At 71.0% G+C, this 22,725-nt stretch carries 22 protein-coding genes; 15 read left to right on the plus strand and 7 right to left on the minus strand.

Annotated elements, in window-relative coordinates; all coding sequences use genetic code 11:
- Positions 1-24: 24 nt before the first annotated feature.
- Positions 25-2,142, minus strand: coding sequence for a hypothetical protein (locus tag RN743_RS07220; protein ID WP_310778152.1), 2,118 nt, complete (start codon positions 2,140-2,142; stop codon positions 25-27).
- A complete protein-coding gene (locus RN743_RS07225) occupies positions 2,114-2,497 on the minus strand; it encodes a hypothetical protein (RefSeq protein ID WP_310778155.1) in 384 nt (127 codons plus the stop codon). Before RN743_RS07225 ends, RN743_RS07220 begins: the two co-directional genes overlap by 29 nt.
- 194 nt (positions 2,498-2,691) lie before the next feature.
- On the opposite strand from RN743_RS07225, the gene RN743_RS07230 reads away from it, so the two are divergent.
- The 8 genes from RN743_RS07230 to RN743_RS07265 all read left to right on the plus strand — a co-directional run bounded on the left by RN743_RS07230 (position 2,692) and on the right by RN743_RS07265 (position 10,938).
- Positions 2,692-4,044: an HD domain-containing protein gene (locus tag RN743_RS07230; protein ID WP_310778158.1), complete on the plus strand. Its 1,353-nt coding sequence runs from the start codon at positions 2,692-2,694 to the stop codon at positions 4,042-4,044.
- 129 nt (positions 4,045-4,173) lie between these two features.
- The gene (locus RN743_RS07235) at positions 4,174-5,172 is read left to right on the plus strand and encodes a radical SAM protein (protein ID WP_310778160.1); all 999 of its coding nucleotides are present in this window, start codon (positions 4,174-4,176) and stop codon (positions 5,170-5,172) included.
- The gene (locus RN743_RS07240) at positions 5,162-5,965 is read left to right on the plus strand and encodes a metallophosphoesterase family protein (protein WP_310778163.1); all 804 of its coding nucleotides are present in this window, start codon (positions 5,162-5,164) and stop codon (positions 5,963-5,965) included. Before RN743_RS07235 ends, RN743_RS07240 begins: the two co-directional genes overlap by 11 nt.
- A 132-nt stretch (positions 5,966-6,097) precedes the next feature.
- Complete coding sequence (locus RN743_RS07245; RefSeq protein WP_310778165.1) at positions 6,098-6,937, plus strand: RNA polymerase sigma factor RpoD/SigA; 840 nt, start codon at positions 6,098-6,100, stop codon at positions 6,935-6,937.
- A 59-nt stretch (positions 6,938-6,996) separates the two neighbouring features.
- The gene (locus RN743_RS07250; protein ID WP_310778266.1) at positions 6,997-7,950 is read left to right on the plus strand and encodes a histone deacetylase; all 954 of its coding nucleotides are present in this window, start codon (positions 6,997-6,999) and stop codon (positions 7,948-7,950) included.
- A gap of 50 nt (positions 7,951-8,000) precedes the next feature.
- Positions 8,001-9,236: a M24 family metallopeptidase gene (locus tag RN743_RS07255; RefSeq protein ID WP_310778167.1), complete on the plus strand. Its 1,236-nt coding sequence runs from the start codon at positions 8,001-8,003 to the stop codon at positions 9,234-9,236.
- The gene (locus RN743_RS07260; protein ID WP_310778169.1) at positions 9,233-10,270 is read left to right on the plus strand and encodes a dipeptide epimerase; all 1,038 of its coding nucleotides are present in this window, start codon (positions 9,233-9,235) and stop codon (positions 10,268-10,270) included. The genes RN743_RS07255 and RN743_RS07260 overlap by 4 nt, the downstream gene beginning before the upstream one ends.
- A gap of 23 nt (positions 10,271-10,293) precedes the next feature.
- On the plus strand, positions 10,294-10,938 hold the full coding sequence (locus RN743_RS07265) for a phosphoribosylanthranilate isomerase (protein WP_310778268.1): 645 nt from the start codon (positions 10,294-10,296) through the stop codon (positions 10,936-10,938).
- Between the two features lie 30 nt (positions 10,939-10,968).
- Here RN743_RS07265 and RN743_RS07270 read toward each other — a convergent pair whose 3' ends face one another.
- On the minus strand, positions 10,969-12,294 hold the full coding sequence (locus RN743_RS07270; RefSeq protein WP_310778172.1) for a hypothetical protein: 1,326 nt from the start codon (positions 12,292-12,294) through the stop codon (positions 10,969-10,971).
- 103 nt (positions 12,295-12,397) lie between these two features.
- Positions 12,398-14,707: a primosomal protein N' gene (gene priA / locus RN743_RS07275; RefSeq protein WP_310778174.1), complete on the minus strand. Its 2,310-nt coding sequence runs from the start codon at positions 14,705-14,707 to the stop codon at positions 12,398-12,400.
- A gap of 108 nt (positions 14,708-14,815) precedes the next feature.
- Between priA and RN743_RS07280 the strand changes: the two genes are divergently transcribed.
- Positions 14,816-15,328, plus strand: a complete 513-nt coding sequence (locus RN743_RS07280; protein WP_310778177.1) for an HNH endonuclease — start codon at positions 14,816-14,818, stop codon at positions 15,326-15,328.
- Positions 15,329-15,361: 33 nt separating this feature from the next.
- Positions 15,362-15,925, plus strand: a complete 564-nt coding sequence (gene tatA, locus RN743_RS07285; RefSeq protein ID WP_310778180.1) for a twin-arginine translocase TatA/TatE family subunit — start codon at positions 15,362-15,364, stop codon at positions 15,923-15,925.
- Here tatA and RN743_RS07290 read toward each other — a convergent pair.
- Entirely contained in the window at positions 15,828-17,447 is a 1,620-nt protein-coding gene (locus RN743_RS07290) for a hypothetical protein (RefSeq protein WP_310778183.1), read from the minus strand. The two genes, tatA and RN743_RS07290, sit on opposite strands and share 98 nt — an antisense overlap.
- A 168-nt stretch (positions 17,448-17,615) precedes the next feature.
- Here RN743_RS07290 and RN743_RS07295 point away from each other — a divergent pair, with 168 nt between their 5' ends.
- The 5 genes from RN743_RS07295 to RN743_RS07315 all read left to right on the plus strand — a co-directional run bounded on the left by RN743_RS07295 (position 17,616) and on the right by RN743_RS07315 (position 21,773).
- Complete coding sequence (locus tag RN743_RS07295) at positions 17,616-18,140, plus strand: 2Fe-2S iron-sulfur cluster-binding protein (protein WP_310778186.1); 525 nt, start codon at positions 17,616-17,618, stop codon at positions 18,138-18,140.
- Positions 18,137-18,706: a RidA family protein gene (locus tag RN743_RS07300; RefSeq protein WP_310778189.1), complete on the plus strand. Its 570-nt coding sequence runs from the start codon at positions 18,137-18,139 to the stop codon at positions 18,704-18,706. Before RN743_RS07295 ends, RN743_RS07300 begins: the two co-directional genes overlap by 4 nt.
- 16 nt (positions 18,707-18,722) lie before the next feature.
- Positions 18,723-20,225: a serine hydrolase domain-containing protein gene (locus RN743_RS07305; protein ID WP_310778192.1), complete on the plus strand. Its 1,503-nt coding sequence runs from the start codon at positions 18,723-18,725 to the stop codon at positions 20,223-20,225.
- Between the two features lie 109 nt (positions 20,226-20,334).
- Positions 20,335-20,973 carry a hypothetical protein gene (locus tag RN743_RS07310; protein WP_310778195.1) on the plus strand — a complete coding sequence of 213 codons (639 nt, stop codon included), beginning with the start codon at positions 20,335-20,337 and terminating at the stop codon, positions 20,971-20,973.
- Complete coding sequence (locus RN743_RS07315) at positions 20,970-21,773, plus strand: nucleotidyl transferase AbiEii/AbiGii toxin family protein (protein ID WP_310778198.1); 804 nt, start codon at positions 20,970-20,972, stop codon at positions 21,771-21,773. The genes RN743_RS07310 and RN743_RS07315 overlap by 4 nt, the downstream gene beginning before the upstream one ends.
- A 46-nt stretch (positions 21,774-21,819) precedes the next feature.
- On the opposite strand, the gene RN743_RS07320 is transcribed toward RN743_RS07315, so the two are convergent.
- Both RN743_RS07320 and RN743_RS07325 read right to left on the minus strand, forming a co-directional pair.
- Complete coding sequence (locus tag RN743_RS07320) at positions 21,820-22,029, minus strand: hypothetical protein (protein WP_310778201.1); 210 nt, start codon at positions 22,027-22,029, stop codon at positions 21,820-21,822.
- A 91-nt stretch (positions 22,030-22,120) separates the two neighbouring features.
- Positions 22,121-22,678, minus strand: coding sequence for an OmpH family outer membrane protein (locus tag RN743_RS07325; RefSeq protein ID WP_310778203.1), 558 nt, complete (start codon positions 22,676-22,678; stop codon positions 22,121-22,123).
- Between the last annotated feature and the right edge of the window lie 47 nt (positions 22,679-22,725).

Here is a 22,725-nt window from a genome sequence, read left to right on the forward strand (position 1 = left end):
CGGCCACGCTCCCGGCGGGGGTTGTTACAGGATCCTGAGGAATCGGGGGTCCACGGAGAGGAGGACGATCCAGTCCTCTCCGCGCATGACGTCGAGGCGCAGGATGTCGTAGAAAAGGCCCGCGCCGAGGCCGGCCGAGGCCCGCAGCCCCTCGCTTCCGCCCACGCCGAAGCGGCGGGCGGCGCTCTCGCCGGCGCGGCCGATGTCAGCCCGGCCGACGGCACCGATGGCGCGCAACCGCAGCCAGGGGGACGCGATCGCGCGCGACACCTCGGCACGCCACAGCGCCATGCGGTCCCCGCCCCAGCCGCGAAACTCGTAGCCGGGCAGCGAACCGCGCCCCCCGAGCAGGAAGAGGCGCTGGGCCGGCAGCGTGCCGCCCGCGGCCCCGAACTCGATCCCGCTCGCCCAGGTCCACGCGCCACCGGGATACCCCCGGGCCCGCAGCGCGGCCGTGGCGCGCGTGTAGCCGAAGTCCCCGATGCCAGGCGCCGCTGCTTCTCCCGCGAGTTCCAGCGTCCACCGCGTCCCCGGCCCGCCCTGGAGCTCCACAGTCAGTCCGGCATCGACCCGGGCCAGCTCCCCGTCGTCGACCGGGCGCACGGGGCGAAGCGGCCGGTCTCCGAACGGCGCGGTCCCGACGACCAGTCCGGCGCTCCGGTGACGCTCGAAGGAAGCGCCGACCTGCCAGCGCACGGGACCCTCGCGGCGCGCGATCCCGATCCGTCCGCCGGTCGTGAGGTAGGGGTCCTCGTAGTCCTCTCCCCCGGCGAGGAGGGCAAGCGTCCGCAACGCCCCGACGCCAGCCGGCGGCCCCACATCGCGGTGAGCCCGCAGCCAGCCGTCGACCTCCACCTCGACCGCCCCCACCCGTCGGCGCAGCCCAAGGCTCGCCTGGGGCCGCGCCTCCCCGATCGCATGGCCGCCCCCGAACGACACCCGCGTGAGGTCGTTCGGCCGGTAGGTGCCTCCCGCCCCGACGAACAGGCCCTCGGAACGCCGCGCCCGGATCCCCCCGGAGGCGTTCGGAAGCGCCAACTGCCAGCGTCGCCCCCCGAGCAGGGTCCGCCGCAGCAGGAGTCCGCGTGCGTCCGCGACGGCCGCCCCCAGATCGCCGTCGGCGCTTCCTCCCTCGAGCGGTCCCGCAAACAGCGGGTCTTCCCATGCGTCGAAGCGGGCCAGCTCCTCGTCCCGATAGCTGTAGATGAGGTCTCCCGGCCCGAGCCCGAAGAGCGCCTCCTCGCCAAAGTCGTAGTCGAGGACGCGGAGGCGGGTCCGGACGAGCGTCTCGAGCGGGAAGTCGAACCACGGAAGGGAGCGCACGATCTCGAGTTCCTGCTCGTCGGGCAGCCAGTAGCGGCCCTCCTGCAGGGCCGAGCGCAGGTCGACGACGAGCCGCACGATCTGCGGGTCGCGATAGGCGGCGGGGGTGAACGTGACCCGCATCCGCGCGATGGCCCCCGTCTCCCGCTCGACGAAGAGCGACCCCACGGCGCCCGCGTCCGTCCCGTCCAGCGGACGGACCTCGAGTTCGAAGACCCGCGCCGTTCGGTCGCGGACCCGGATCTCGAGCGAGTCCGCGAGCCGGTATTCGTAGAACTCGCGCGCGCCGGCCGCCGCGGGATGAAGCACGTCACGGATCTCCTGGCCGTGGCCGTCTCCGATCCGGATCCGGTCCCCGAAGTTGTCGAGGACGAGAAAGAGGTGGTCGAGGTGATAGTGGATGGTGGTGGGCAGCCGGAGTTCGTGCCGGCGCCCGACGATCGTCTGCATCGAGCGGTCCGGGCGCTGCCAGCGCACATCCACCGCGACCTGGTCCGCCCGGATGACGTGCCGCTCCCCGAGGATGTCGCCGAGGTAGTACACGTGCCCCTGCACGTCGGCCCGAAATCGTTCGAGGGAGCTGTCGGCCCAGGCGTACCGCCGCGCATCGATCGCGTGCCCGATGAGCAGAAGCGCCGCTTCGGAGTTCCAGCCATCCGAGCCCCCGGCCCGCGGAGCCTCGGCCGGCGCTGCCGGGATCTCCTGGGCTCCGGCGCCGGAGGCGAAACAGAGCACGGCCAGGGCGACCGCCGCCGCGGTGGCCACCGTGGAGGCGGCCACGCGCCTCCCGTCAGCCGAAGAGGTCCTCCTGGCCGTCATCGTCCGACTCCATGACCCGCCGCAGTCTGCCGGCCCAGTACTCGACGTCGAAACCCTCTTCGTTCTTCAGCATCCGCTTGAGCACCGGCGACAGGTCGCGCAGCGCGCCCACGAGGTCCTCGGCGATGGAGCCGGCCTCGGCCACCCGGGCCTCGTCCGGGAGCGACGCCATGTCCCGGAGGATCGAAGCTTCGGATCGCGAGGCCGTAACGGGTTCGGAACGGCTGGCGACGAAGACCTCCGTGCGCCGGCCGGGTCCACGATCTTCCTCGATCGGGAGCAGTCCGACGATCTGGTCGGAGCGCCAGTACTTCGCGTACCCGAGGTGCACCATCCGGTCGCGTTTGATCTCCACGCCGCCTCCGTTCCGCCTGCTCGTGCTCCCGTGGGAAAGCCCCTGCCGAAGCCCTGACGGGTCCAAGCTCGCGAACGTCCCGACCGCGCCGCAACACCGCCAGCACCTCCAACTGGCCGTATGCCGCGGGCCACATGCCGCCGCCCCGGTTGATTGGCCGTTGAACGCCGCGCGGATCATGTTCAGCGACGCCCATGGCCAGAATACGAACCATCCGTGATCCCCTGTGGGGGAACGTCCGCGTGGAGGGGGACGCGGCCGAGATTCTCGACGCGCCGCAGTTCCAGCGCCTGCGGCGGGTCAAGCAACTCGGCTTCGCGCACCTCGTGTATCCCGGCGGCGTGCACAACCGCTTCCTGCACGCCCTCGGCGTCTACCATCTCGTCTCGCGGGCCATCTCCCGTCTGGAGCGCGACGGACACCTCGAGGCGCTGGATGCGGAAGACATGGGCGAACTGCCGGTCGTCCGTCTCGGCGCGCTCCTCCACGACGTGGGGCACTACGCCTTCTCGCACGCGGTGGAGGAACTCGGTCCGAGCGCGATCCCGGGAGACCACGAGGAGATCGCGGCGCGCTTCATGGCGGCGGACCCCATCCGGCGCGTCCTCGAGCGGTACGGCCCGGATGCCCCGGCGCGCATCGGTGCCCTCATCCGCGGGAGGTCCGGCCACCCGCTGCAGGGACTGATCTCCGGATCGCTGGACCTCGACAAGATCGACTACCTCCGGCGCGACTCCCTCTTCTGCGGCGTGCCGTACGGGGCCGTGGACGTCGACCGCCTGCTCCCCGCGCTCACCGTCGCCCGGGAGGGAGAGGGACGCCGGCTCGAACTCGCGGTCAGCGAGAAGGGGCTCAGCGCGCTGGAGACGCTCCTCTTCTCCAAGTACCAGATGTTCCGCAACGTCTACTGGCACCACGCCGTGCGCGCCGCGACGCTGACCTTCGTGCGCCTCGTGCAGACGGCGCTCGGCAGCGGACTGCTCGCGTCCGAGGACTTGGCGGGCCCCAGCGACGAGGAACTGCTCGCGCTCATCGGCCGGCGCATCGAACGATCGTCGGCGGGCGCGGGTTACGACGGCGCGTCCGCCGTCGGCCGGGCGGCGAAGCTGCTGCGGGCGCTCGTCGACCGGCGCCTTCCGAAGCGGCTCGTGGAGCTGACGGGCGATCAGCTTCCGGACGCGTTGTCGTCGTGGCCGTCGCGGCGCCCGGACCTCGTCGCCGCGCTCGAACGGCGCATGGCGCTCGAGTGGGGACTCGCCGAGGGCGCGGTCATGCTCGACTACCCGAGCTACCCGGGCATGCTCGAGCTCAACCTGCTCCTCGTGCGGAACGACGGCGAAGTTCGCCGGCTGACGGCGCTGGGCGAGCGCGGCCTCATCGACATCCCGCGGCTCGGGCGTTCCCTGCACCACTCGGCGCGGGTTCTGCGCATCTTCTCCTTCGAACCTTCCGCTCCGCGCGATCCGAAGCCGGTGCTGGCGCTGATCGAAGCCGCGGAGGAGGAAGTGGAGGCGCGGCTCGGCTCGGGAGTGCCGCTCCTGGCCTGAAGACCTTGCACGACCTGCCTGTTGGCATGCGCCACGGGCGCTTGGCTCCTGAGCGCCCCGGCGCTCGTTCGCGCGTGCCCCGGCGCGCGCGGTAGGATCAACAGCCTGCGGTAAGGAAAGGTTTGTCCGATGCCTGGATCGGCGCTGCCGATCGAACCACAGCGAGACAGCGCGAGAGCGCGGAAGATCCACTCGCCCGCGCCCGCGTCGAACGGCGCGGGTCCGGCTGCGGAGCCGCGCGCGGATGCGCCCCTCGTGCGGCTGGACCACCTGGACACGCTCTGGTTTCAGGTGACCGGGACGATCTGCAACCTGCGCTGCGTCCACTGCTTCATCAGCTGTGCCCCGGACAACGACAGCTTCGAGTTTCTCTCCCTCGCCGAGGTCGAGGACTGGCTCGGGCGCTCCGAGAAGTGGGGCGTCAAGGAGTACTACTTCACCGGCGGCGAGCCCTTCATGCATCCCGACCTCCCCGCCATGCTGGAACGGACCCTGGAGCGGGGGCCCGCTTCCGTGCTGACGAACGGGACTCTGCTCCCCGCGCGGGCCCTGAAGCCCATCGCCCGGACCGCCCGCGCGGCGAGCTACTCGCTCGAGATGCGCGTTTCCCTCGACGGGCCGTCGCCCGAGACGAACGACCCCATCCGGGGCGCGGGCACCTTCGATCGCGCGATGGACGGCGTCCGGAAGCTGCTCGCCGAGGGATTCCTTCCGATCATCACCGCGACGCAGGTATGGGAACCGGAACGGGATGAAGAGGTTCGACAAGCCTTCGTCGCACGGCTTCGGTCGCTCGGGTACGAGAACCCGCGGCTCAAGATTCTCCCGTCGCTCCGCATCGGACGCGAAGCCGACCGGGTGCGCCCCTATGCGGATGAGGAGCGCGTGACGGAGGCGATGCTGGAGGGATACGACGAGAACCAGCTGCTCTGCGCGTCGAGCCGGGTAGTGACGAACCGCGGCATCTACGCCTGTCCCATCCTCATCGAGACGCCCGCGGCGCGCATGGGTTCGACGCTCGAAGAGGCGTCCCGCCCGGTGCGGCTCGGCGAGTCCGCGTGCCACACGTGCTGGCTGCACGGCGCGATCTGCTCCAACTACGGGGGCATCGGGCAGGATGTCTCCTGAACCGCGACGGATCGCCGTCTTCGGCGGCGTCTACAGCAATCACCTGGCGCTGGCGGCGGCAATTGAGGACGCGGCCTCCCGGGGGGCGGAAGCGATCTACTGCCTGGGCGACCTCGGGGCGTTCGGCCCCCACCCGGACCGGGTCTTTCCGCTCCTCATCGACCACGACGTTCGCGTTCTGCGCGGGAACTACGACGATTCGATCGCGCGCGGCCTCGATGATTGCCAGTGCGGCTACACCGACCCGCGCGACAACTACTTCGCCCGGCTCTCGTACCGCTACACGTTCCGGAACACGGACGAGCGGTGGCGCCGCTGGATGGGCCGCCTCCCCGGCGAGATCCGCCTCGAGGCGAACGGGACGCGGGTGCTCATGTGCCACGGCAGCCCCCGGCGCATGAACGAGTTCCTCTGGGAATCCGCGACCTCAACACAGTTTCTGGCCTGGCTCGCCGGCGAGTACGAGGCGGACATCGTGCTCGCGACCCATACCGGGATCCCTTGGCATCGCCCGCTGCCCGGCGGCGGATTCTTCGCCAACGTCGGCGTCCTGGGCAGGCCCGCGAACGACGGGCGGCCGGAGGTGTGGTACGCACTGCTCGATTTCGGCGCCGACACGGGGGCGCCGCCGAGTCTCGAGTTCGTGCCGGTGAGCTACGATCACGAGCGCCTCGCCGGCGAGATGCGCGACGAAGGACTGCCGGAGGAGTTCGTGGAGACGATCGTCACGGGGTGGTGGACCACCTGCCTCGAGGTCCTCCCGGCCCGCGAACGCGCCCGCGGCCGGTTCTGACGCACTCACCCGACCATATCTTTTGCGGCGCGGGCGATCCGCGTTATTTTCAATTCAGCGTCGGATGGTCCGCGCGCGACGGAGCCGGAATCGGGAGCCTGACCGGGTCGACGTCAGAGAGAGGAAGTTGCGATGGATCGCGAGGGTTTGTCGCCGAACATCCTGGAACGTTACCTCGAGGAGCTGGGTCGTTATCCACTCCTGAGCCCCAGCGAGGAACGTGAGACCGCGCGCTCGGCTCGCAGCGGCGACTCCTCCGCCCTCGACCGCCTCATCCGCGCGAATCTCCGCTTCGTCATTTCCATCGCCCGACGATACCGCAACAAGGGGCTGAGCTTCCTCGACCTGATTCAGGAGGGGAACGTCGGCCTGGTCATCGCTGCCCGGAAGTTCGACCCGGACCACGGCGTGAAGTTCATCAGCTACGCCGTGTGGTGGATCCGCCAGGCGATCCTGTCCGCCATCGCGAAGCAGGGCCGGCCGGTGCGGGTGCCTCTCAATCGGGCGAACGAGCTGGCGCGTATGATCCGCGCGCGGGGTGAACTGCGTCAGACCCTCGACCGTGAGCCCAGCGATCGGGAGCTCGCCGAGGAGACGGGGTTGACGATGCCCACGGTCGCGCTGCTGCGGAGACTGAACGCGCGCGAGGTTCGACTCGACGCGCGGGTCGGGGCCGCCGACGACAGCGATCTCGCGGAGCGGTTCCTCGCGGACGAGACGGATGTCGAGGAAGTCGTCGAGCAGCGCCTGCTGAAGCGGCACATCGCCGAGGGTCTGCGCCGGCTGCGGCCACGCGACGCGCGCGTGGTGCGGCTGTACTACGGACTGCAGGGCGAAGACCCGCACACGCTGGAGCAGATCGGCCGCTTGCTGGGCGTGACGCGCGAACGCGTCCGGCAGCTCCGGGACCGGGCGCTCCGGGAGCTGCGGGAGGGCCCCGAGGGACAGAGCCTCGCCACCTTCGCGACCTAGCAACCCGTGGCAAGACCCCGCGCGGCCGGCTTGAGGCGGCGGCGCTGACGCCGGTCGGGCTGGTTCAGCATCCCGACTGCAGCCGGCACGACACGGGCTGGGGTCACCCGGAGCACCAGGGACGGCTCCGCGCGGTGATGACCGCGCTCGAGCGGGCGCTGCCCGAGCTTCACGAGGATGTCCTCCCCGTCATGCCGTCGCCGGCCGAAGTCGCCGCACTGGAACGGGCCCACGCGCCGGGACATGTGGAACGGGTGCGGGCGGTCTGCGACCGGTCCGTCGAGAGCGGAGGGATCGTGCGGATCGATCCCGATACGCCGGTCTCGCCGGGAAGCTGGGACGCCGCCGTCGCCGCGTCCGGGTGCGGAATCGCGGCGGTGGACGCGGTCCTCGACGGAACGTGCCGCGCGGCCTTCTGCGCCGTGCGCCCGCCGGGCCACCACGCGACCCCGGATCGGGCGATGGGCTTCTGCCTCTTCAACCACATCGCCGTGGCCGCCCGTCACGCCCTGACGCGGCCGGGAGTCGAGCGGGTTCTGATCGTGGACTGGGACGTGCACCACGGAAACGGGACCCAGGACATCTTCTACGACGACCCTTCCGTGTTCTTTCTCTCGATGCACCAGCACCCGCTCTTCCCCGGCACCGGAGCCGCCGGCGAACGGGGACGGGGAGCGGGAGAGGGGACGACGCTGAACCTGCCCATGCCCGCAGGGCTTCCGCCCGAACGCTACGTGCAGACGCTGCTCGACGGCGTCGATCGCGCGCTGGCCCGCTTCGAGCCCGACCTCACGCTCATCTCCGCCGGGTTCGACGCGGGGGCGGAGGATCCGCTGGGAGGCTTCACCCTCACCCCGGCGCACTTCGACACGCTGACGCACGAGGTCGTCGGGCGGACGCGGGCCACGGCCCGAAACCGCGTGGTCTCCTTCCTCGAGGGCGGTTACAATCCCGACGAACTGGGACGCAACGTCGTCTCGCACCTGACCGCCCTTCGCGACGCCACGGGCTGACCGCCACGGACTGACCGCCACGGCGCGCCCCGCAGAACAGGAGTCCGGCCTTGCCCGACCTCGATGCCACCTTCCTGGAGACCGCTTCCAGCGAACTCGAACGACAGGAAATCGACGCTTGGCTGCTGTACGACTTCCGGGCCCTCAATCCGCTGGCGGCGCACCTCGTCGGCCTGCCCGAAGGCCAGAAGCGCCGTTACTTCGTACTCGTCGAACCGGGGAAAACGCCGCACGCGCTCGTCCAGAAGATCGAGGTCTCCGGATGGGACGGTTGGCCGCACCGGCTCACGAGTTACGTCGGCTGGGACGAGATGGAGGCGGCGCTGCGCGAGATGCTGCGGGGCATGGATACGGTCGCGATGGAGGTGAGCCCGCGCGACTCGATCCCGTACGTGGACCACGTCCCCGCCGGCGTCGTCGAACTCGTCGAGTCGCTTGGCCCCCGGGTCGTGAGTTCGGTGGACCTGATCTCGGGGACGGCGGCCCAGTGGGGTGCCCACGGGCAAGCGCTGCACCACGCCGCGGCCGAGATCCTGGCCCGCACCGCGCGGACGGCGTTCGAACTGGCGGCGCGCGCGGCGGGGCTGACGCCCGAGGCGGACCCCGGGACGGCCGCCGCCTTCGAAACCTCCGGCGAGCCGACCCCGGCCACGGAGTACGATCTCGCCGAGTGGATCCGGGCGCGGCTGCGCGCCGAGGGCCTGACGGAGACGGACACGATCGTCGCGGTGGGGCCCAACGCCGCCAAGCCGCACTACGGACCTCCCGCCGAGGGATCGTCGGTCCTCGCGGCGGACCAGGTGTTCATGGTGGACCTGTGGGGGCGCGTGGCGGGGGAGCCCGACGCGGTCTTCGCCGACCAGACATGGATGGGTTTCCTGGGCCCGGAGCCGCCGGCCGAGGTGACCGCCGCCTGGGATGCGGTCGTCGCGGCCCGCGACGCGGCGGTCGAGGTCATCCGGCAGAACCCGGGCGCCACCGGCGCGGACGCGGACCGGGCGGCGCGAGAGACGCTGATCGAGCGCGGTTACGAGGACGCCATCTTCCATCGCACGGGGCACGGGATCGACCGCGAACTCCACGGCGTCGGTCCCACCCTCGACAGCATCGAGATGCGCGACGACCGGCGGCTCGTGGCGGGCGTCGGCTTCTCCGTCGAGCCCGGCGTCTACCTGGAGGGACGCTTCGGCCACCGGACGGAGATCGATGTCTACATGCGCGAGGACGGGCCCGAGGTCACTCCGTCCCGCATCCAGTACGATCTCTGGCGGACGACCGGCGGATGAGAATCTCGTGGGAGCCGTTCCACGTCGAGACGGCGCACCCCTTCGGCATCAGCCGCGGCGTGAAGACGGGCGACGACCTCGTGTGGGTGCGGCTGGAGCACGAGGGGATCGAGGGCTGGGGCGAGGCGGATCCGTCCGGGTACTACGGGGAGACCGCGGACACGGTGGAAGCCGCGCTGAGAAAGCTGGCCCCGCGGATCGAGGAGGTCGAAGACCCGTTCCGGCTCGAGAACATCGAGCGGGAACTCGCGAGCCTCCTCGGCCGCAACGGGTCGGCCCGCTGCGCCATCTCGTCGGCGCTCCACGACTGGGTCGGAAAGCGCGCCGGGCTTCCGCTCTGGAAGCTCTGGGGCCTGGACCCGGCCGACGCGCCGCTCAGTTCGTTCACGATCGGCATCGACGCCCCGGACGTCATGGCCCGGAAGACGCGCGAGGCCGAAGCGTGGCCCATCCTCAAGATCAAGCTCGGGAGCAACGACGACGAAGCGCGACTGAGCGCCGTCCGCGGCGCGGCGCCCGACAAGACTCTGCGCGTGGACGCGAACGCGGCCTGGACGCCGGCGGAAGCCATCGAGGGGATCGCGATGTGCGCCGAGTACGGGGTGGAGTTCGTGGAGCAGCCGCTCCCGCCGACGGAGAACGACGAGTTGGCCTTCGTCCGCTCGCGCGCGGTTCTCCCCATCGTCGTGGACGAGTCGAGCATCGTGGCGAGCGACATCCCGCGACTCGACGGGCTCGTCGATGGCATCAACATCAAGCTCGCCAAGTGCGGCGGTCCGCGAGAGGCGCTGCGCATGATCCACACCGCCCGCGCGTGCGGCCTTTCGGTGATGCTCGGGTGCATGCTCGAGACGAGCCTCGGGATCGCGCCCGCGGCGCACCTGGCCTCGCTCGTGGACTACGCCGACCTGGATGGCGCCGCGCTCCTCCGGTCCGATCCGTTCACGGGCCCGCGCCTGGAGGAGGGTCGCATCGTCCTGACCGACGGTCCGGGGCTCGGTGTCGAGCGCGCCGCCGCGGGGGCGCCCGCCTGAACGATCGAACGCCCGCGGTCAAGATCTGCTGCATCGAGAGCCCCGGGGAGGCCGAGCTCGCCGCCCGGTGCGGGGCGACGGCGATCGGGCTCGTGTCGGCGATGCCGAGCGGGCCGGGGGTCATCGAGGAAGCCGCGATCCGCCGCATCGTGGCCGGGGCCCCGCCCGGCGTCGCGACCTTCCTGCTCACGTCGCGGACGGACCTCGGGGAGATCGTGGATCAGCAGCGCCGGACCCGGGCCGACACGCTCCAGCTCGTGGACCGGGTGGCGCCCGACGCGCTCCGCGGCCTGCGCCGCCGGCTGCCGGGCGTCTCGCTCGTTCAGGTCGTCCACGTCCGGGGAGAGCACTCCGTGGAAGAGGCGGTCGCGGTGGCGCCGCTCGTCGACGCGGTCCTGCTCGACTCGGGGGACCCGGACCTCCCCGTGCGGCAACTCGGGGGCACGGGTCGCGTCCACGACTGGAGCCACAGCCGCGCCATCGTCGAGCGGGCCGGCTGCCCGGTCTACCTCGCGGGCGGCCTCCGTCCAACCAACGTGGCCGCGGCCGTGCGCGCGGTCCGTCCCTTCGGCGTGGACGTCTGCTCGGGGGTGAGAACGGACGGGCGGCTCGACGAGAGGCTGCTGCGACGCTTCATGCGCGCCGCGCGAGGCGGCCGGGACGGGTAGCCGGTCGGGGCGCCGCCGCCGGCGGGTGGCTTAGTCCGTCCGCACCAGGGCGCCGCGCCGGCACGCGAGGGCGAGTTCCTCCGTCTCCGACGCCTCGCACGCCTCGCGCCGCGCGGCTTCGTCCGCGTAGAGCGAGTACAGCGCCTCTCCCATCGCCTGGTGACACCGCGGCTTGGCCGACTCTTCGAGCGCGCGGCAGAACGAGAACCCGGCGTCCGTCGTCGCGGTCACGTCCACGAAGTTCCTGACGGCGCCCACGTAGCACCACACGCGCCACTCCTCCGGCGACTTCCGGCACTCGCGGCGTGCATCGTCCTCGTCCTGCAGCGTGCGGCCGCTGATGTCGCGGCCGAGGCTCATGAAGCAGTCGTCTCGCCAGCCGTCGGGCGCGTCGAGGCAGGAGGAGGCCGCGTCCGCGACGTCCCAGTCGTTGTGCCAGAGCATGGCGGATGTCTGCATCTGGTAACAGGACATCAGGTACTTCTCGTCCAGAATCGAGCAGGGATAATGCGGGTCGTCGGCACGCAGCGGCTCGAAGGCTTCGAAGCCCTCGGCCAGCGCCATCACGCCGTGGTCGTGCGCGCCCGCGCCATGGGCCGAGGCCTCGGCCCCTTCGCCCGCCCCGTCCTCCGAGGCGCTTCCGGCGGACACGAGCGTGGCGGCCGGATGGTGAGGAGCGACCGCGTTAACCACGTTCTCCATGAACGCCCCGCCGTAGCACGAATTCCGGTTCCACTCGTTCGTCAGCAGGTCGCAGCCGTCGAGGGCCGTGAGAAGGTGGTGGCCGTAGTACATCGTGAGACCGTGTCCGAGCCCGTGCAGGCACTGGAAGAGCAGCCAGCGGTCGGCAGGGTCCGTTTCGTAGGGCGCGCAGAGCGCGGCGACCATCTCCGCGTTCGGTTCGCCCATCGCGATGAAGTAGGCCTGGACGACGCCGTGGTAGCACCCGGACTGGAAGGCCTCCGTACACTCCTCGAAGACGTCTGTGAAGGTCTCTCCGGGCGCGTAGGCGTTGATGCCGATCGCATGAGTGAGGACGTGGGCCTGTGCCTGAGCCGTCCTGTCCGCGGCGGCCAGCGACTCGAGCATCTCCAGCGCCGCGCCCGCCCCGACCGCGGCGAGTTCGTCGAGAAGCCGGGCTTCATAGCACTCCTGCTTCTCCTCCCACGCCAAATCGCGGCACGCCTCGAACGCGGCCGCAGCCTCGGCCGAAGCGATGGGTGGCAGCGATGCCCCCCCGCAGCTCGTCGCCGCGATCCCGATCGCCATGACAAGCCCCGGCAGCCCCCGGCTCCGGGCGTGACGGCGCCGGTGGACTCCCGCGGACACGGCGGTCCGCGATCCTGGTTCCCTCATTTCCTCTCCCTCGTCTTGCACCGGCCCCGGCGGGTGGAATGCGGGGCACAACTTGACGGAGCGCGATCCTCCCAACAAGCGAAGCACGAGTTCGATGGCCCGCTCAGAGGAGCGCCTCTGGATCGCGGTCGATCTCGAGGCGGAGGCCCGAACCGGGCTGGCCCCGCTGCTCTCCGAGAAAGCGCAGCACGCCGCCGAGCGTGGCGGCGCGATCCGCCTTGATCAGGAAGTGCCACCTCCACCGCTCCCGGAGTCGGTCGATCGGGCAGGGAGCCGGACCGATGACCTCGATCCCGGCGAGCCTGCGATCCCTGATCAGCCGCCGCGTCCACTCGGACAGCTCTTCGGTGACGTCGATCACCCGGGACTCCGTCTTCCCGGAGACGACGAGGTTGGCGAGCCGGCGGTGCGGCGGATAGCCGGGTTCCTCCCGGTCCCCGAGTTCCCGTTCCGCAAAGCCGACGTAGTCATGCTCCGCGGCCGCGGCGAGCGCGTAGTGCCGCGGACGCGAGGTCTGGACGAGCACCTCCCCCGGCTCCTCGCCCCGCCCGGCCCGTCCGGCGACCTGCTCGAGGAGTTGGAAGGTGCGTTCGCTGGCGCGGAAGTCCGGGAGATGGAGACCGACATCCGCGTTGATCACTCCCACGAGCGTGACCTGCGGGAAGTCGAGGCCCTTGGCGATCATCTGCGTGCCGAGCAGGATGTCGACCTCCCGCCTCCGGAACGCGTCCAGAATCTCGACGTGCGCCCACTTGGAGCCCGTCGTGTCGAGGTCCATGCGGGCGATGCCGGCCGCCGGAAACAGCTCGCCCACGCGGCGTTCGACCTGTTCGGTGCCGATCCCGGTGTAGCGCGGCGCGGGACCACCGCACTCGCCGCACCCGGACGGTGGAGGGCTCGTCGCGCCGCAGTGATGACACACGAGTTGCCGGCGCCGGCGATGATACGTGAGGGTCACGGAGCAGGCGTCGCAACTCCACACGTGCCCGCAGGCCGCGCACTCGGCGTAGGAGGCGTATCCGCGGCGGTTGAGGAAGAGGATCGTCTGCTCGTCCCGTTCCAGGCGGGCGGCGATCGCCTTCCGCAGCCGTTCGGAGAAGACCCGGGGTCCGCCGCCCGGAGGGGGGTCCTCCGCGTCCCGTCCCGGGCCCTCGCCGGCGTCGGCGCGCAGGTCGACGAGTTCCACGGACGGGAGCCCGTGGCCCGTCACCCGTTCCTCGAGTTCGAGCAGGCGATAGAGCCCGGTTCGCGCATTCTCCCAGCTCTCGAGGGCCGGAGTCGCGGACCCGAGCACGCACAACGCCCCTTCCAGGCGCGCGCGCACGATCGCGACCGAACGGGCGTGGTAGCGCGGCACGTCGGACTGCTTGTAGCTGCTCTCGTGTTCCTCGTCGACGATGATCGCGCCCAGGTTCCGGACCGGCGCGAACACCGCCGAACGCGGGCCGATCGCGATCCGCTTCCTGCCCTCGCGCAGACTCCGCCAGGCGTCGAAGCGTTCCCCGTCCGAGAGCCCCGAGTGCAGCACGGTGACCTCGTCGCCGAAGCGGGCCCGGAAGCGCTGCACGGTCTGGGGGGTGAGCGCGATCTCCGGCACGAGGAAGATGCCGGAGCGGCCCAGCGCGAGTTGGCGCTCCAGCACCTCGAGGTAGACGGCGGTCTTACCCGAGCCCGTCACGCCGCGCAGGAGTGCGACGCGGCCCGGCGCGTCGAGCCGTTCGAGGTCGCTGACGACCCGAACCTGGTCCGGAGTCAACGTGAACCGGACCTCAGGCTCGACCGGGCCGGCGAACGGATCCCGCTCCACCTCGCGCTCGACGAACTCCGCGAGCCGCCGCTCCACGAGCCCGTCGAGCACGCCCCGGCTGAAGCCGAGTTGCTTCGTCAGGTGCCCGACGTCCGCCTGCCCGCCGACCGACTCGAGCGTCTCGTACAGCTCGCGCTGCCGATTCGCCCGCCCGAATGCGTGCTCCCGCTCGTTCAGCGTTCGCAGCTCCCGCACGAGCCGCAGCACGCGCTCGGTGCGCGGTCTTCCGGGACTCCCGCCCCCACCGGCCCGGGACCCGAGCGCACCCGGGGGGAGGGCTGCTCGGAGGACCACGCCGAGCGGCGCCACGTAGTAGTCCGAGACCCACCGGCAGAGCTCGAGGAGGGGCGCGTCAAGCACCGGCGCATCGTCGAGGACGCCCCGCAGCTCCCGCAGTCGCGGTTTCCGTTCCCGGTCCGCCCTCAGCCCGAGGCGGTCCACGACGCCGACCGCCGTCCCGCCGCCTAGCGGGACGCGAACGCGCATGCCCGGCTCCACGGCGCCGACGAGCGAGGCGGGGATCGAGTACGCGAGCGTGCCGAGGAACGTCCGCGCGACGGCGACCTCGCACACGCCGGCGGAGCACGCCTCCCGCGGCGCCTTCACGCGGGGGCCTTCGCTTGACACGTCGCGGCCGGATTGCTTGTTTTCCGCCACCGAATCCAAGGGGGGTCGCTCATGGGCTGTCTGGCCCTGAACGCTTCATACGAGCCGTTGACGATCATTCCGGTCCGGCGCGCCGTTCGCCTGCTCATCGACCGGAAGGCCGACGCGCTGGAGGTGGATTCGGAACGTCCGATCCGATCCGAGCGCGTCCGGATGGATACGCCCGTCGTCATCCGCCTCGTCCGGTTCATCCAGATTCCCCGCCGTTTCCGCCGCCAGGTCACGAACACCTTCCTGTTCGCGCGCGACGCCTATCGCTGTCAGTACTGCGGCCGTCACCGGCGGGAGCTGGGGTATCGCGAGTCGCTGACCCGCGACCACGTGACGCCGATCTCGCGTGGCGGAGACAACGGGTGGTCGAACGTGGTCACGGCCTGCAGCAAGTGCAACCTGAAGAAGGCGGACCGTCTGCTGGAGGAGTGCGGGTTCTCGCTTCCGGTGGAACCCCGCGAACCCAACCACGTCGAGCTGATCTGGGCCGTCCGCAGCGTCACGCCGGTGCAGGCGCGGTACATCGGCATGTTCTATGGTGAGGACGTGCTGCGCGCGCTGACGCCCTGAGTTCGGCCCGGCCGGCCGGCTGATCGCACCGTCATGAATATGACCGGGTTCGGAATCGGCGAGATCCTCCTCATCGCGATGCTCGTGCTCATCGTGTTCGGGCCCCGCCGCCTCCCGGAGATCACCCGCACCATCGGCAAGGGGATCCGCGAGTTCCGGAAGGGGATGAACGAGATCCAGCGCGAACTCGAGGCCGCCGGCCGGGAGACGCAGTGGAAGTCGCCGCCCGCGCCTCCGAAACCGCCGGCCGCGAACCGCGCGACGATCGCCGGAACCGCCACCGCGGCCGGAACCGCCGCGGCCGCCGGAGCGTCCAGCGCCGCCGCGGACGAGACGGGCGACGAGGAGGACGCCGCCGAGGCGGCTGCGGGGCCGGTCGTGGAGGAACAGGAACCGCCCACGCCGCGCGATGAAGTGGATCCGGCTCAGGAGTTCATCGATCCCTGGTCCACGGATTCCTCGCGCCCGACGTTCGGCCCCAAACCCCCCTCGGAGCCCGTTATCGCCCCGCCGACGACGGAGCCCGCGCCGACGGCCGATTCGGCCGAGCCGACTGAACCGCCTGAAGGAGAGGATCCGGCGACGGACCCTCGATGAGAGCGCGGTAACGGCGGTTATCCCCTTCCAGCGCCCGGAGCAACTCGACCGCCGAGGGCACTCCGGTTTCAGGCAGATCCGGGAACCCGGGACCCGCGATGCGCGCGCGCGGCGGCTCCGCATCGGCGCCGGCGGTCCCTCGGAACTCGATTTCCAGCCGGCGGCCGCGCTCGCACGGGTCGCACAGGAGGCCGTCCTCCGCCGCGGTGCCGTCAACGGTCCACGATCCCTCCTCACCTCGCAGCGTGAAGCCGGCCAGGGCCTCGGGAACCCGAAGCCTGCCGCGCCACACGCCGTCCGTCCCGGCATCGAGCGCCAGGTCCAGCGCCCCGTGGAGCGCCCTCAGCACGGGCGCCGCGGGCATGCGGCCCTCGCCATCTCCGTCTCCGCCGTCCCAGCGGAACTCGCCCTTCATGCCGTCGTCGCGCAGCGCGGCCTCACGGAGCTTCCGGAACGGGATGACACCCTCGAAGGAGACGGGCACGCCCGGCTCGAGGTCGTTGGAGGCGGCGACGAACGACTCGTCCGCGAGGCGCAACTCCACGGAACCCTGTCTCGGCGCCGGGGCACGGGGTTCCGGCCGGCCCAGCAGTTGCGCGACCATCCGCGCCCGCATTCCCTCCGGGTCGGTCGGACCGGTTTCGTCTTCCCCCTCACCGGCCTCACCCGCTTCGCCCGCCTCGCCCGCCCCGCCCGGGGCGCCGCCGCTCCGGCGGGGAAGATCGAAGGGGCTCCGGAATCCGAGCGGGGGACGCTGGATCCCCGGGGCGCCGGTGCCCTCCATGCGGGCTTCGAACTCGCCCCCCCAACTCGCGAGTTCGTAGCGGATGGCGGCTTGCAGGTCGTCGTCGTCCGGGTGCCAGGCGAGCCCGGTGATGCGGGGGGTGGAGACCGTCACGACGCCCGCGGGCCAGGTCGGCCGTACGCCGGGAGGCCGGGAGGCCTGAACGGTCAACCGGTCGCCGGACGGGTCGTCGCGCCTCGCCCGCACGTTCGGACCCGTTTGCCCGGAGAGCCGCGCGGCGAGCGTGCGCGCACATCCGGGTTCGCCGTCGAGCACGACGAGGAGCGTGTTCCAGCCCGCCGCCAGCCGCACCTCGTGCGCGGTTCCGGGGTCCGCGATGGACTGCGCGTTCAACCACGCCTCGAGCCGCGCGCAGGGCTCGGCGGTAAGTTCGAGCCGCACGCTCGCGTCCGCCGGTGACTTCAGGTACACGTGGGCGAGCGTCGCCTGCCCGGTTTCCGAGAACTCCGAGAAATCCAGCGTCGCCTGTCCGTCACGGCGAAAGAGGGACCACGTGCCGGCGGCGGTCTCGAGGTTCCGGTCCGGGAAGCGGTCCGCCCCCGCCACGGGAAGCGGGTGGTCCCCCGCCGCGTGCTCCGCCCCCGTGACCAGCCAGCGGTCGACCGGGACCTCCTGGGCCCACGCGGCTTCGGGGACGAGCGCGCACACTCCCGAAGCGCAGAGCAGGAGCGAAAGCAGAGTTCGTCGAACAGGGCGCTGCATTGTGTATTCCCTCATGTGGCCGTGATCCGTGTGGCCGTGCGGCCGTCCGCTGCGGGCGGACAATCTCCAGACGGCTCAACATGGGGCTTTCGTCACACGATGCGCACCCGACCTGTCCCGCGGACTTCGCCCGCCGCCCGATTTCGGTTGCCGCCGGCGAGCCCCCGGAACAACTTGGTCATCATGCACAAAGTGGTGGAACTGCGGGTGAACGGAGACCGGCGCCGGGTCGGAGTACCGTCCCACTACACCCTCCTCGAGACCCTCCGCTACGGGCTCGGTCTCACCGGATCGAAGCAGGGGTGCGACAAGGGGGATTGCGGGGCGTGCACGGTGCTCCGCGATGGCGAGGCGGTGCTCTCCTGCATCATGCCGGTGCACGAGGCCACGGGTCACGAGATCACGACCGTCGAAGGACTCGCCGACGCGTCCGGCCCCCACCCGCTTCAGGACGCCTTCGATCTCACGGGAGGGGCGCAATGCGGCTTCTGCACACCGGGCATTCTCTGCTCGGCCCACGGACTGCTGGCTCGCGATCCGGACCCCGCCCGCGAGGACATCGCGCGGGCGCTCTCCGGCAATCTCTGCCGCTGCACCGGCTATACGAAGATCTTCGAGGCCGTGGACATCGCGGCCGAGGCGATCCGCACCGGCGAGACCCCCGAGGAGATCGTCACACGGCGGCGCGATCCGGCGGGGACCGCATGACTTCGCCCCCGTCGCGATCCGGGCCCGCGCCGCGCCCCGTCGTCGGTGCGCTCGCGGGACTCTTCCTTCTCCTGCCCCTGGCCGCCGGAGCCGCCGCCCAGACTCCGGAAGAGCGCCTCGCCGAACTCGGGATCGAACTCCCGACACCGGACGCCCCGACCGCCAACTTCGTGAAGGCCGTGACGACCGGGAATCTCGTCTTCCTCGCCGGGCACGGCCCGTGCGGCGGCCTCGACGAGACCAACACCGGGAAGGTCGGCCTCGACCACACAGTCGAGGAGGGCTACGCGATTGCGCGCTGGGTCGGCGTTTGCCTCCTCGCGTCGCTCGCCCGCGAGATCGGCGACCTCTCCCGCGTGAAGCGCATCGTGCGCGTGCTCGGGATGGTGAACACGCCGCCCGACTTCACGCAGCACTCACAGGTCATCAACGGCTACTCCGACCTGATGGAACAGGTGTTCGGCCCCGCGATCTCGAAGCACGCCCGCGCGGCCGTGGGCATGGCGTCGCTCCCGCGCGACCAGTCGGTCGAGATCGAGATGCTGGTCGAACTCCACGATCCCTGATCGCACGGCCACCCGCATGCGTCCCGTAGTCCCCGCCCCCGCCCCCGCCGCGCTCCTCGCGCTCGTCGGCGTCGCCCTGCTCGCCGGGTGCGGAGGCGCCGGAGATCCGGCTACGTCCTCCGACCTCGCGCGCGGGATCGACGCCGTGTTCGCCGACCTGGACCGCCCGGGCTCGCCGGGCGCCGCCGTATCGGTCATCCGCGACGGTGAGATCATCCACTCGCGCGGCTACGGCTACGCGCAGATCGAGCATGGCGTCCCCGTCACCCCGCGCACGGTCTTCCACGTCGCCTCCGTGTCGAAGCAGTTCACGGCCATGGCGGTGACGATGCTCGCGGCCGAAGGGGCGCTCTCGCTGGACGACCGCGTGCAGGCGCACCTTGGGTTCGTCCCCGAGTTCGAGCATCCGGTCACCGTCCGCCAGATGATCCACCACACGAGCGGGATCCGGGACCAGTGGCAGCTTCTCGGGATCTCCGGCTGGCGCCTCGACGACGTGATCACGACCGAGCAGATCCTCGGCCTCATGTCGCGCCAGCGGGAACTCAACTTCGTGCCCGGCTCGGAGTACCTCTACTCCAACATGGGCTACACCCTCCTCGCCCGGACGGCGGCGGCGGTCAGCGGGATGTCCTTCCCGGAGTTCACCGCCGCGAGGATCTTCCGGCCGCTCGGCATGGACCGCACCCACTCCCACGACGACCACGAACACATCGTCCCCGACCGGGCGTATTCCTACCGGCCGGCAGCCGCGGACGAGGATGAGGGAGACGGCGGGGGGCCGGGCGCGGAGTACACCAAGGCGGTCCTCAGCTACGCGAACGCGGGGGCGACGAGCCTCTTTACGACCGCGGACGACCTCGCCCGCTGGCTCGACAACTTCCGGCACGAGACGGTCGGCGGCCCGGAGGTGATGGAGATGATGACGACGCGCGGGGTCCTGAACAGCGGAGATACGATCCCCTACGCGCACGGCATCAGCATCGGCGACCACCGGGGGCTGCGCACGGTGGGGCACGGGGGGGCCGACGCGGGGTTCCGGACGCAGGCGACCTGGTATCCCGAGGCGAACGTCGGGGTCGTCGTCCTCACGAACGTCGCCAACGGCAACCCGGGTGGCCGGGCGCGGCAGGTGGCGGAGGTCGTCCTCGCCGAGGTCTTCCCCGAGGCGGAGCCGGAGGAGGAAGAGGATCCGCCGTCTCCGCCCGCCGATTCCGTCGCGCCCCCGACGCCCGACGCCGCGACGCTCGCCGGTTACGCGGGCAGCTACTACAGTCCGGAACTCGACGCCCTGTACCACCTCGAGGCAACGGGCGAGGGGCTCGTCGCGCGCCACATACGCCACGGCGACATCGCCCTCGAGCCGCGCGCCCGCGACGAATTCGCCACGGACCGCTGGTTCATGCGCGAGGTGCGCTTCGAGCGCGCGCCCGACGGCTCCGTCTCGGCGATGCGCGTGGGCGGCGGCCGGGTCCGAAACCTGCTCTTCATCAAGCTCGCCCGCCCACTCCCCAGGTAGGGGACTCCCCCCTTCCCCCCTCCCGCTCCCAAACGGAGTCAGGTGACACCGTGACGCTCTAATCGTTGCACGTACTTGCTGATTAGCGCACATTTCCTGCATGAAATTCATGCAGTTGCTGGAAATCGTCGCGGATGAGCCCGTGTTCGAGACCGGATTCCTTCGCAGCGGGCGCGCCCGGGAGCCGGGTCTGGAGGCGCAGCTCAGCCGTTGGTGCGCCGCCGGCAAGCTGCTGCGGCTCCGGCGCGGCTTGTTCGCGCTGGCGCCGCCGTACCGGAAGGTGATTCCGCATCCCTTCCTCCTCGCCAACCGGCTCTCGCCCGGCTCGTACGTGAGCGGGCTGTCGGCGCTCGCCTTCGCGAACGCGATCCCGGAGTACGTCCCGGAGGTCACCAGTTGCGGGCCCGCGCGTCCCCACGTGCGGGAGACGCCGCTGGGGCGGTTCTCCTTCCGCTACGTGAAGCCGGAGTTGCGGACCGGCTATCGGCTCGTGAGCCTGGTCGACGGACAGAGCGCGTTCGTCGCCCGCCCCGAGAAGGCCTTCCTCGACCTCGCGCACCTGCAGCCGGGCGGAGATGCTCCGGCCTGGATCGACGCACTGCGGCTGGACTTCGAGGCACTCTCGTCCACGCGCCTGCGAGCGGCTGCGGCCGCCACGGGGAGTCCGAAGCTGGTCCGCGCCGCGGCGCACGTCATTCGCCGCGCGAGCAATCCGGCGTCCGCTTACGAACCCCTGCCCGTCACGTGAAGGACCATCTCCGGGAACTGATCCGGGATCTCGATCCGCATGCCGCACGCAACGCGATGCGGGAGTACCTTCAGGCCCGAATCCTGGAGGGCCTGCAGCGGGCGGGCGCCATGTCGCCGCTGGCGTTCCAGGGTGGGACGGCGCTGCGTTTCCTGTACCGGTTGCCGAGGTACTCCGAGGATCTCGACTTCGCCCTCGAGGGGCCGCGCGAGAGCTACGATCTGCGAAGCTGGCTGGCGGCCATCGACGCGCAGTTCCGGCGGGAGGGCTACGACGCGGTCGCTTCGCTACGCGATGCCGGCACTGTCCACGCCGCGTGGCTCCGTTTCGAGGGACTCCCCCACGAGTTCGGTCTGTCGAGCCACCGCGACGAAACGCTCCGGATCAAGCTCGAGGTCGACACCCGCCCGCCCGCGGGCGCCGTGACCGAGACGCGCCTCGTGCGGCGGCACGTGTCACTGCGGATCCATCACCACGACCGGGCCTCGCTGCTGGCCGGCAAACTCCACGCCGTACTCCACCGGCCCTGGCTGAAGGGGAGGGACATCTACGATCTGGTCTGGTACCTGAGCGACCCCGCGTGGCCGCCCCCGAATCTGGATCTCCTCAACGCGGCCCGCCGCCAGACGGACCCCGCCGCGTCGGCGCTCACGGAGGACACGTGGCGCCAGGCCGTCGCGGCGAGAGTCGCGGACGTGGAACGGAAAGCGGTCGAAGCCGACATCCGCCCGTTTCTGGAGAGCGGCGACGACGTGCCCGCACGGGCCGACGCGCTGGACCTGCTACGCCTCCGCCGCTGACGTCTTCAGAGGCGGGGGGGCTCGACCCGGAACGGAGGAGGCTTGCTCAGCCCGCCTCTCTCGAGCGGGCGGTGTAGCCTTCGAGGAGGCCTTCGATGCGGGCGATGCGCTCGCCGAGGGCGGAGATGTCCTTCCGAACTTCCTGCTGCTCGTCGTGGATCGCACGGATCTCGGGCACGGTGAATGCCCAGAGCGCAACCCCGATTCCCAGGATCGAGAGAATGATGTACAACGTGTCCGCAGCCGGCTTCTTCATCGCGGTCCCCCCTCCCTTGTTACGGTAGGCCCGCGGGCTGTACCGATCAAAGGGTAGGGGTTTGCGTCACCGGCGTATCAACGCGCGTTTCCTACGCGCCGCCGGGATCCTCCGCAGCGAGGCGGTCGATGACGAGGGGGGTGATGTCGACGCGTTCGCTGAACAGGATGATGATGGGGCTCGTCGCGTTCAGGATCAGGTCGTACCCGAGTTCCGCCTGGATCGCCTCGATCACCGGCGCGAGTTCCGCTCGGATCCGCTCGCGCCCGTCGGTCTGCAGCGCGGCCGCTTCCTCCTGCTTGTCCTGCTGGTAGCGCTGGAAGGCCGTGAGGGCGTCCTGATACTCGCGTTCGAGCACCCGGCGTTCGTCCACGGTCAGGCTGTCCGCCTCGGCCACGCGTAGCTCGACGGCGCGCACCGCGTCCTGGCGCGCCTGTAGCTCCGCGGCGAGTTCCTGCTGGAAGTCGGTGAGCTGCTGGGCGAGCGCCTGTCCCGCGGGCGAGCCGAACGCGGCGGCGTCCAGATCGATGACGCCGATGCTGAGCGGCGCGTCCGCGGCCTGGCCCTCGGTCTGGCCCGCCAGCGTCGCAGGCGCCAGCGCCAGGAGCAGGGTGGCGGACGAAAGCGGAAGACGTGCGTATCTTTTCATCAGTTGTACCTCTAGTTGTACCTCTATTGGAACCTGCCGACGTCCGA

Source organism: Candidatus Palauibacter scopulicola, assembly GCF_947581915.1.
GTDB lineage: Bacteria > Gemmatimonadota > Gemmatimonadetes > Palauibacterales > Palauibacteraceae > Palauibacter > Palauibacter scopulicola.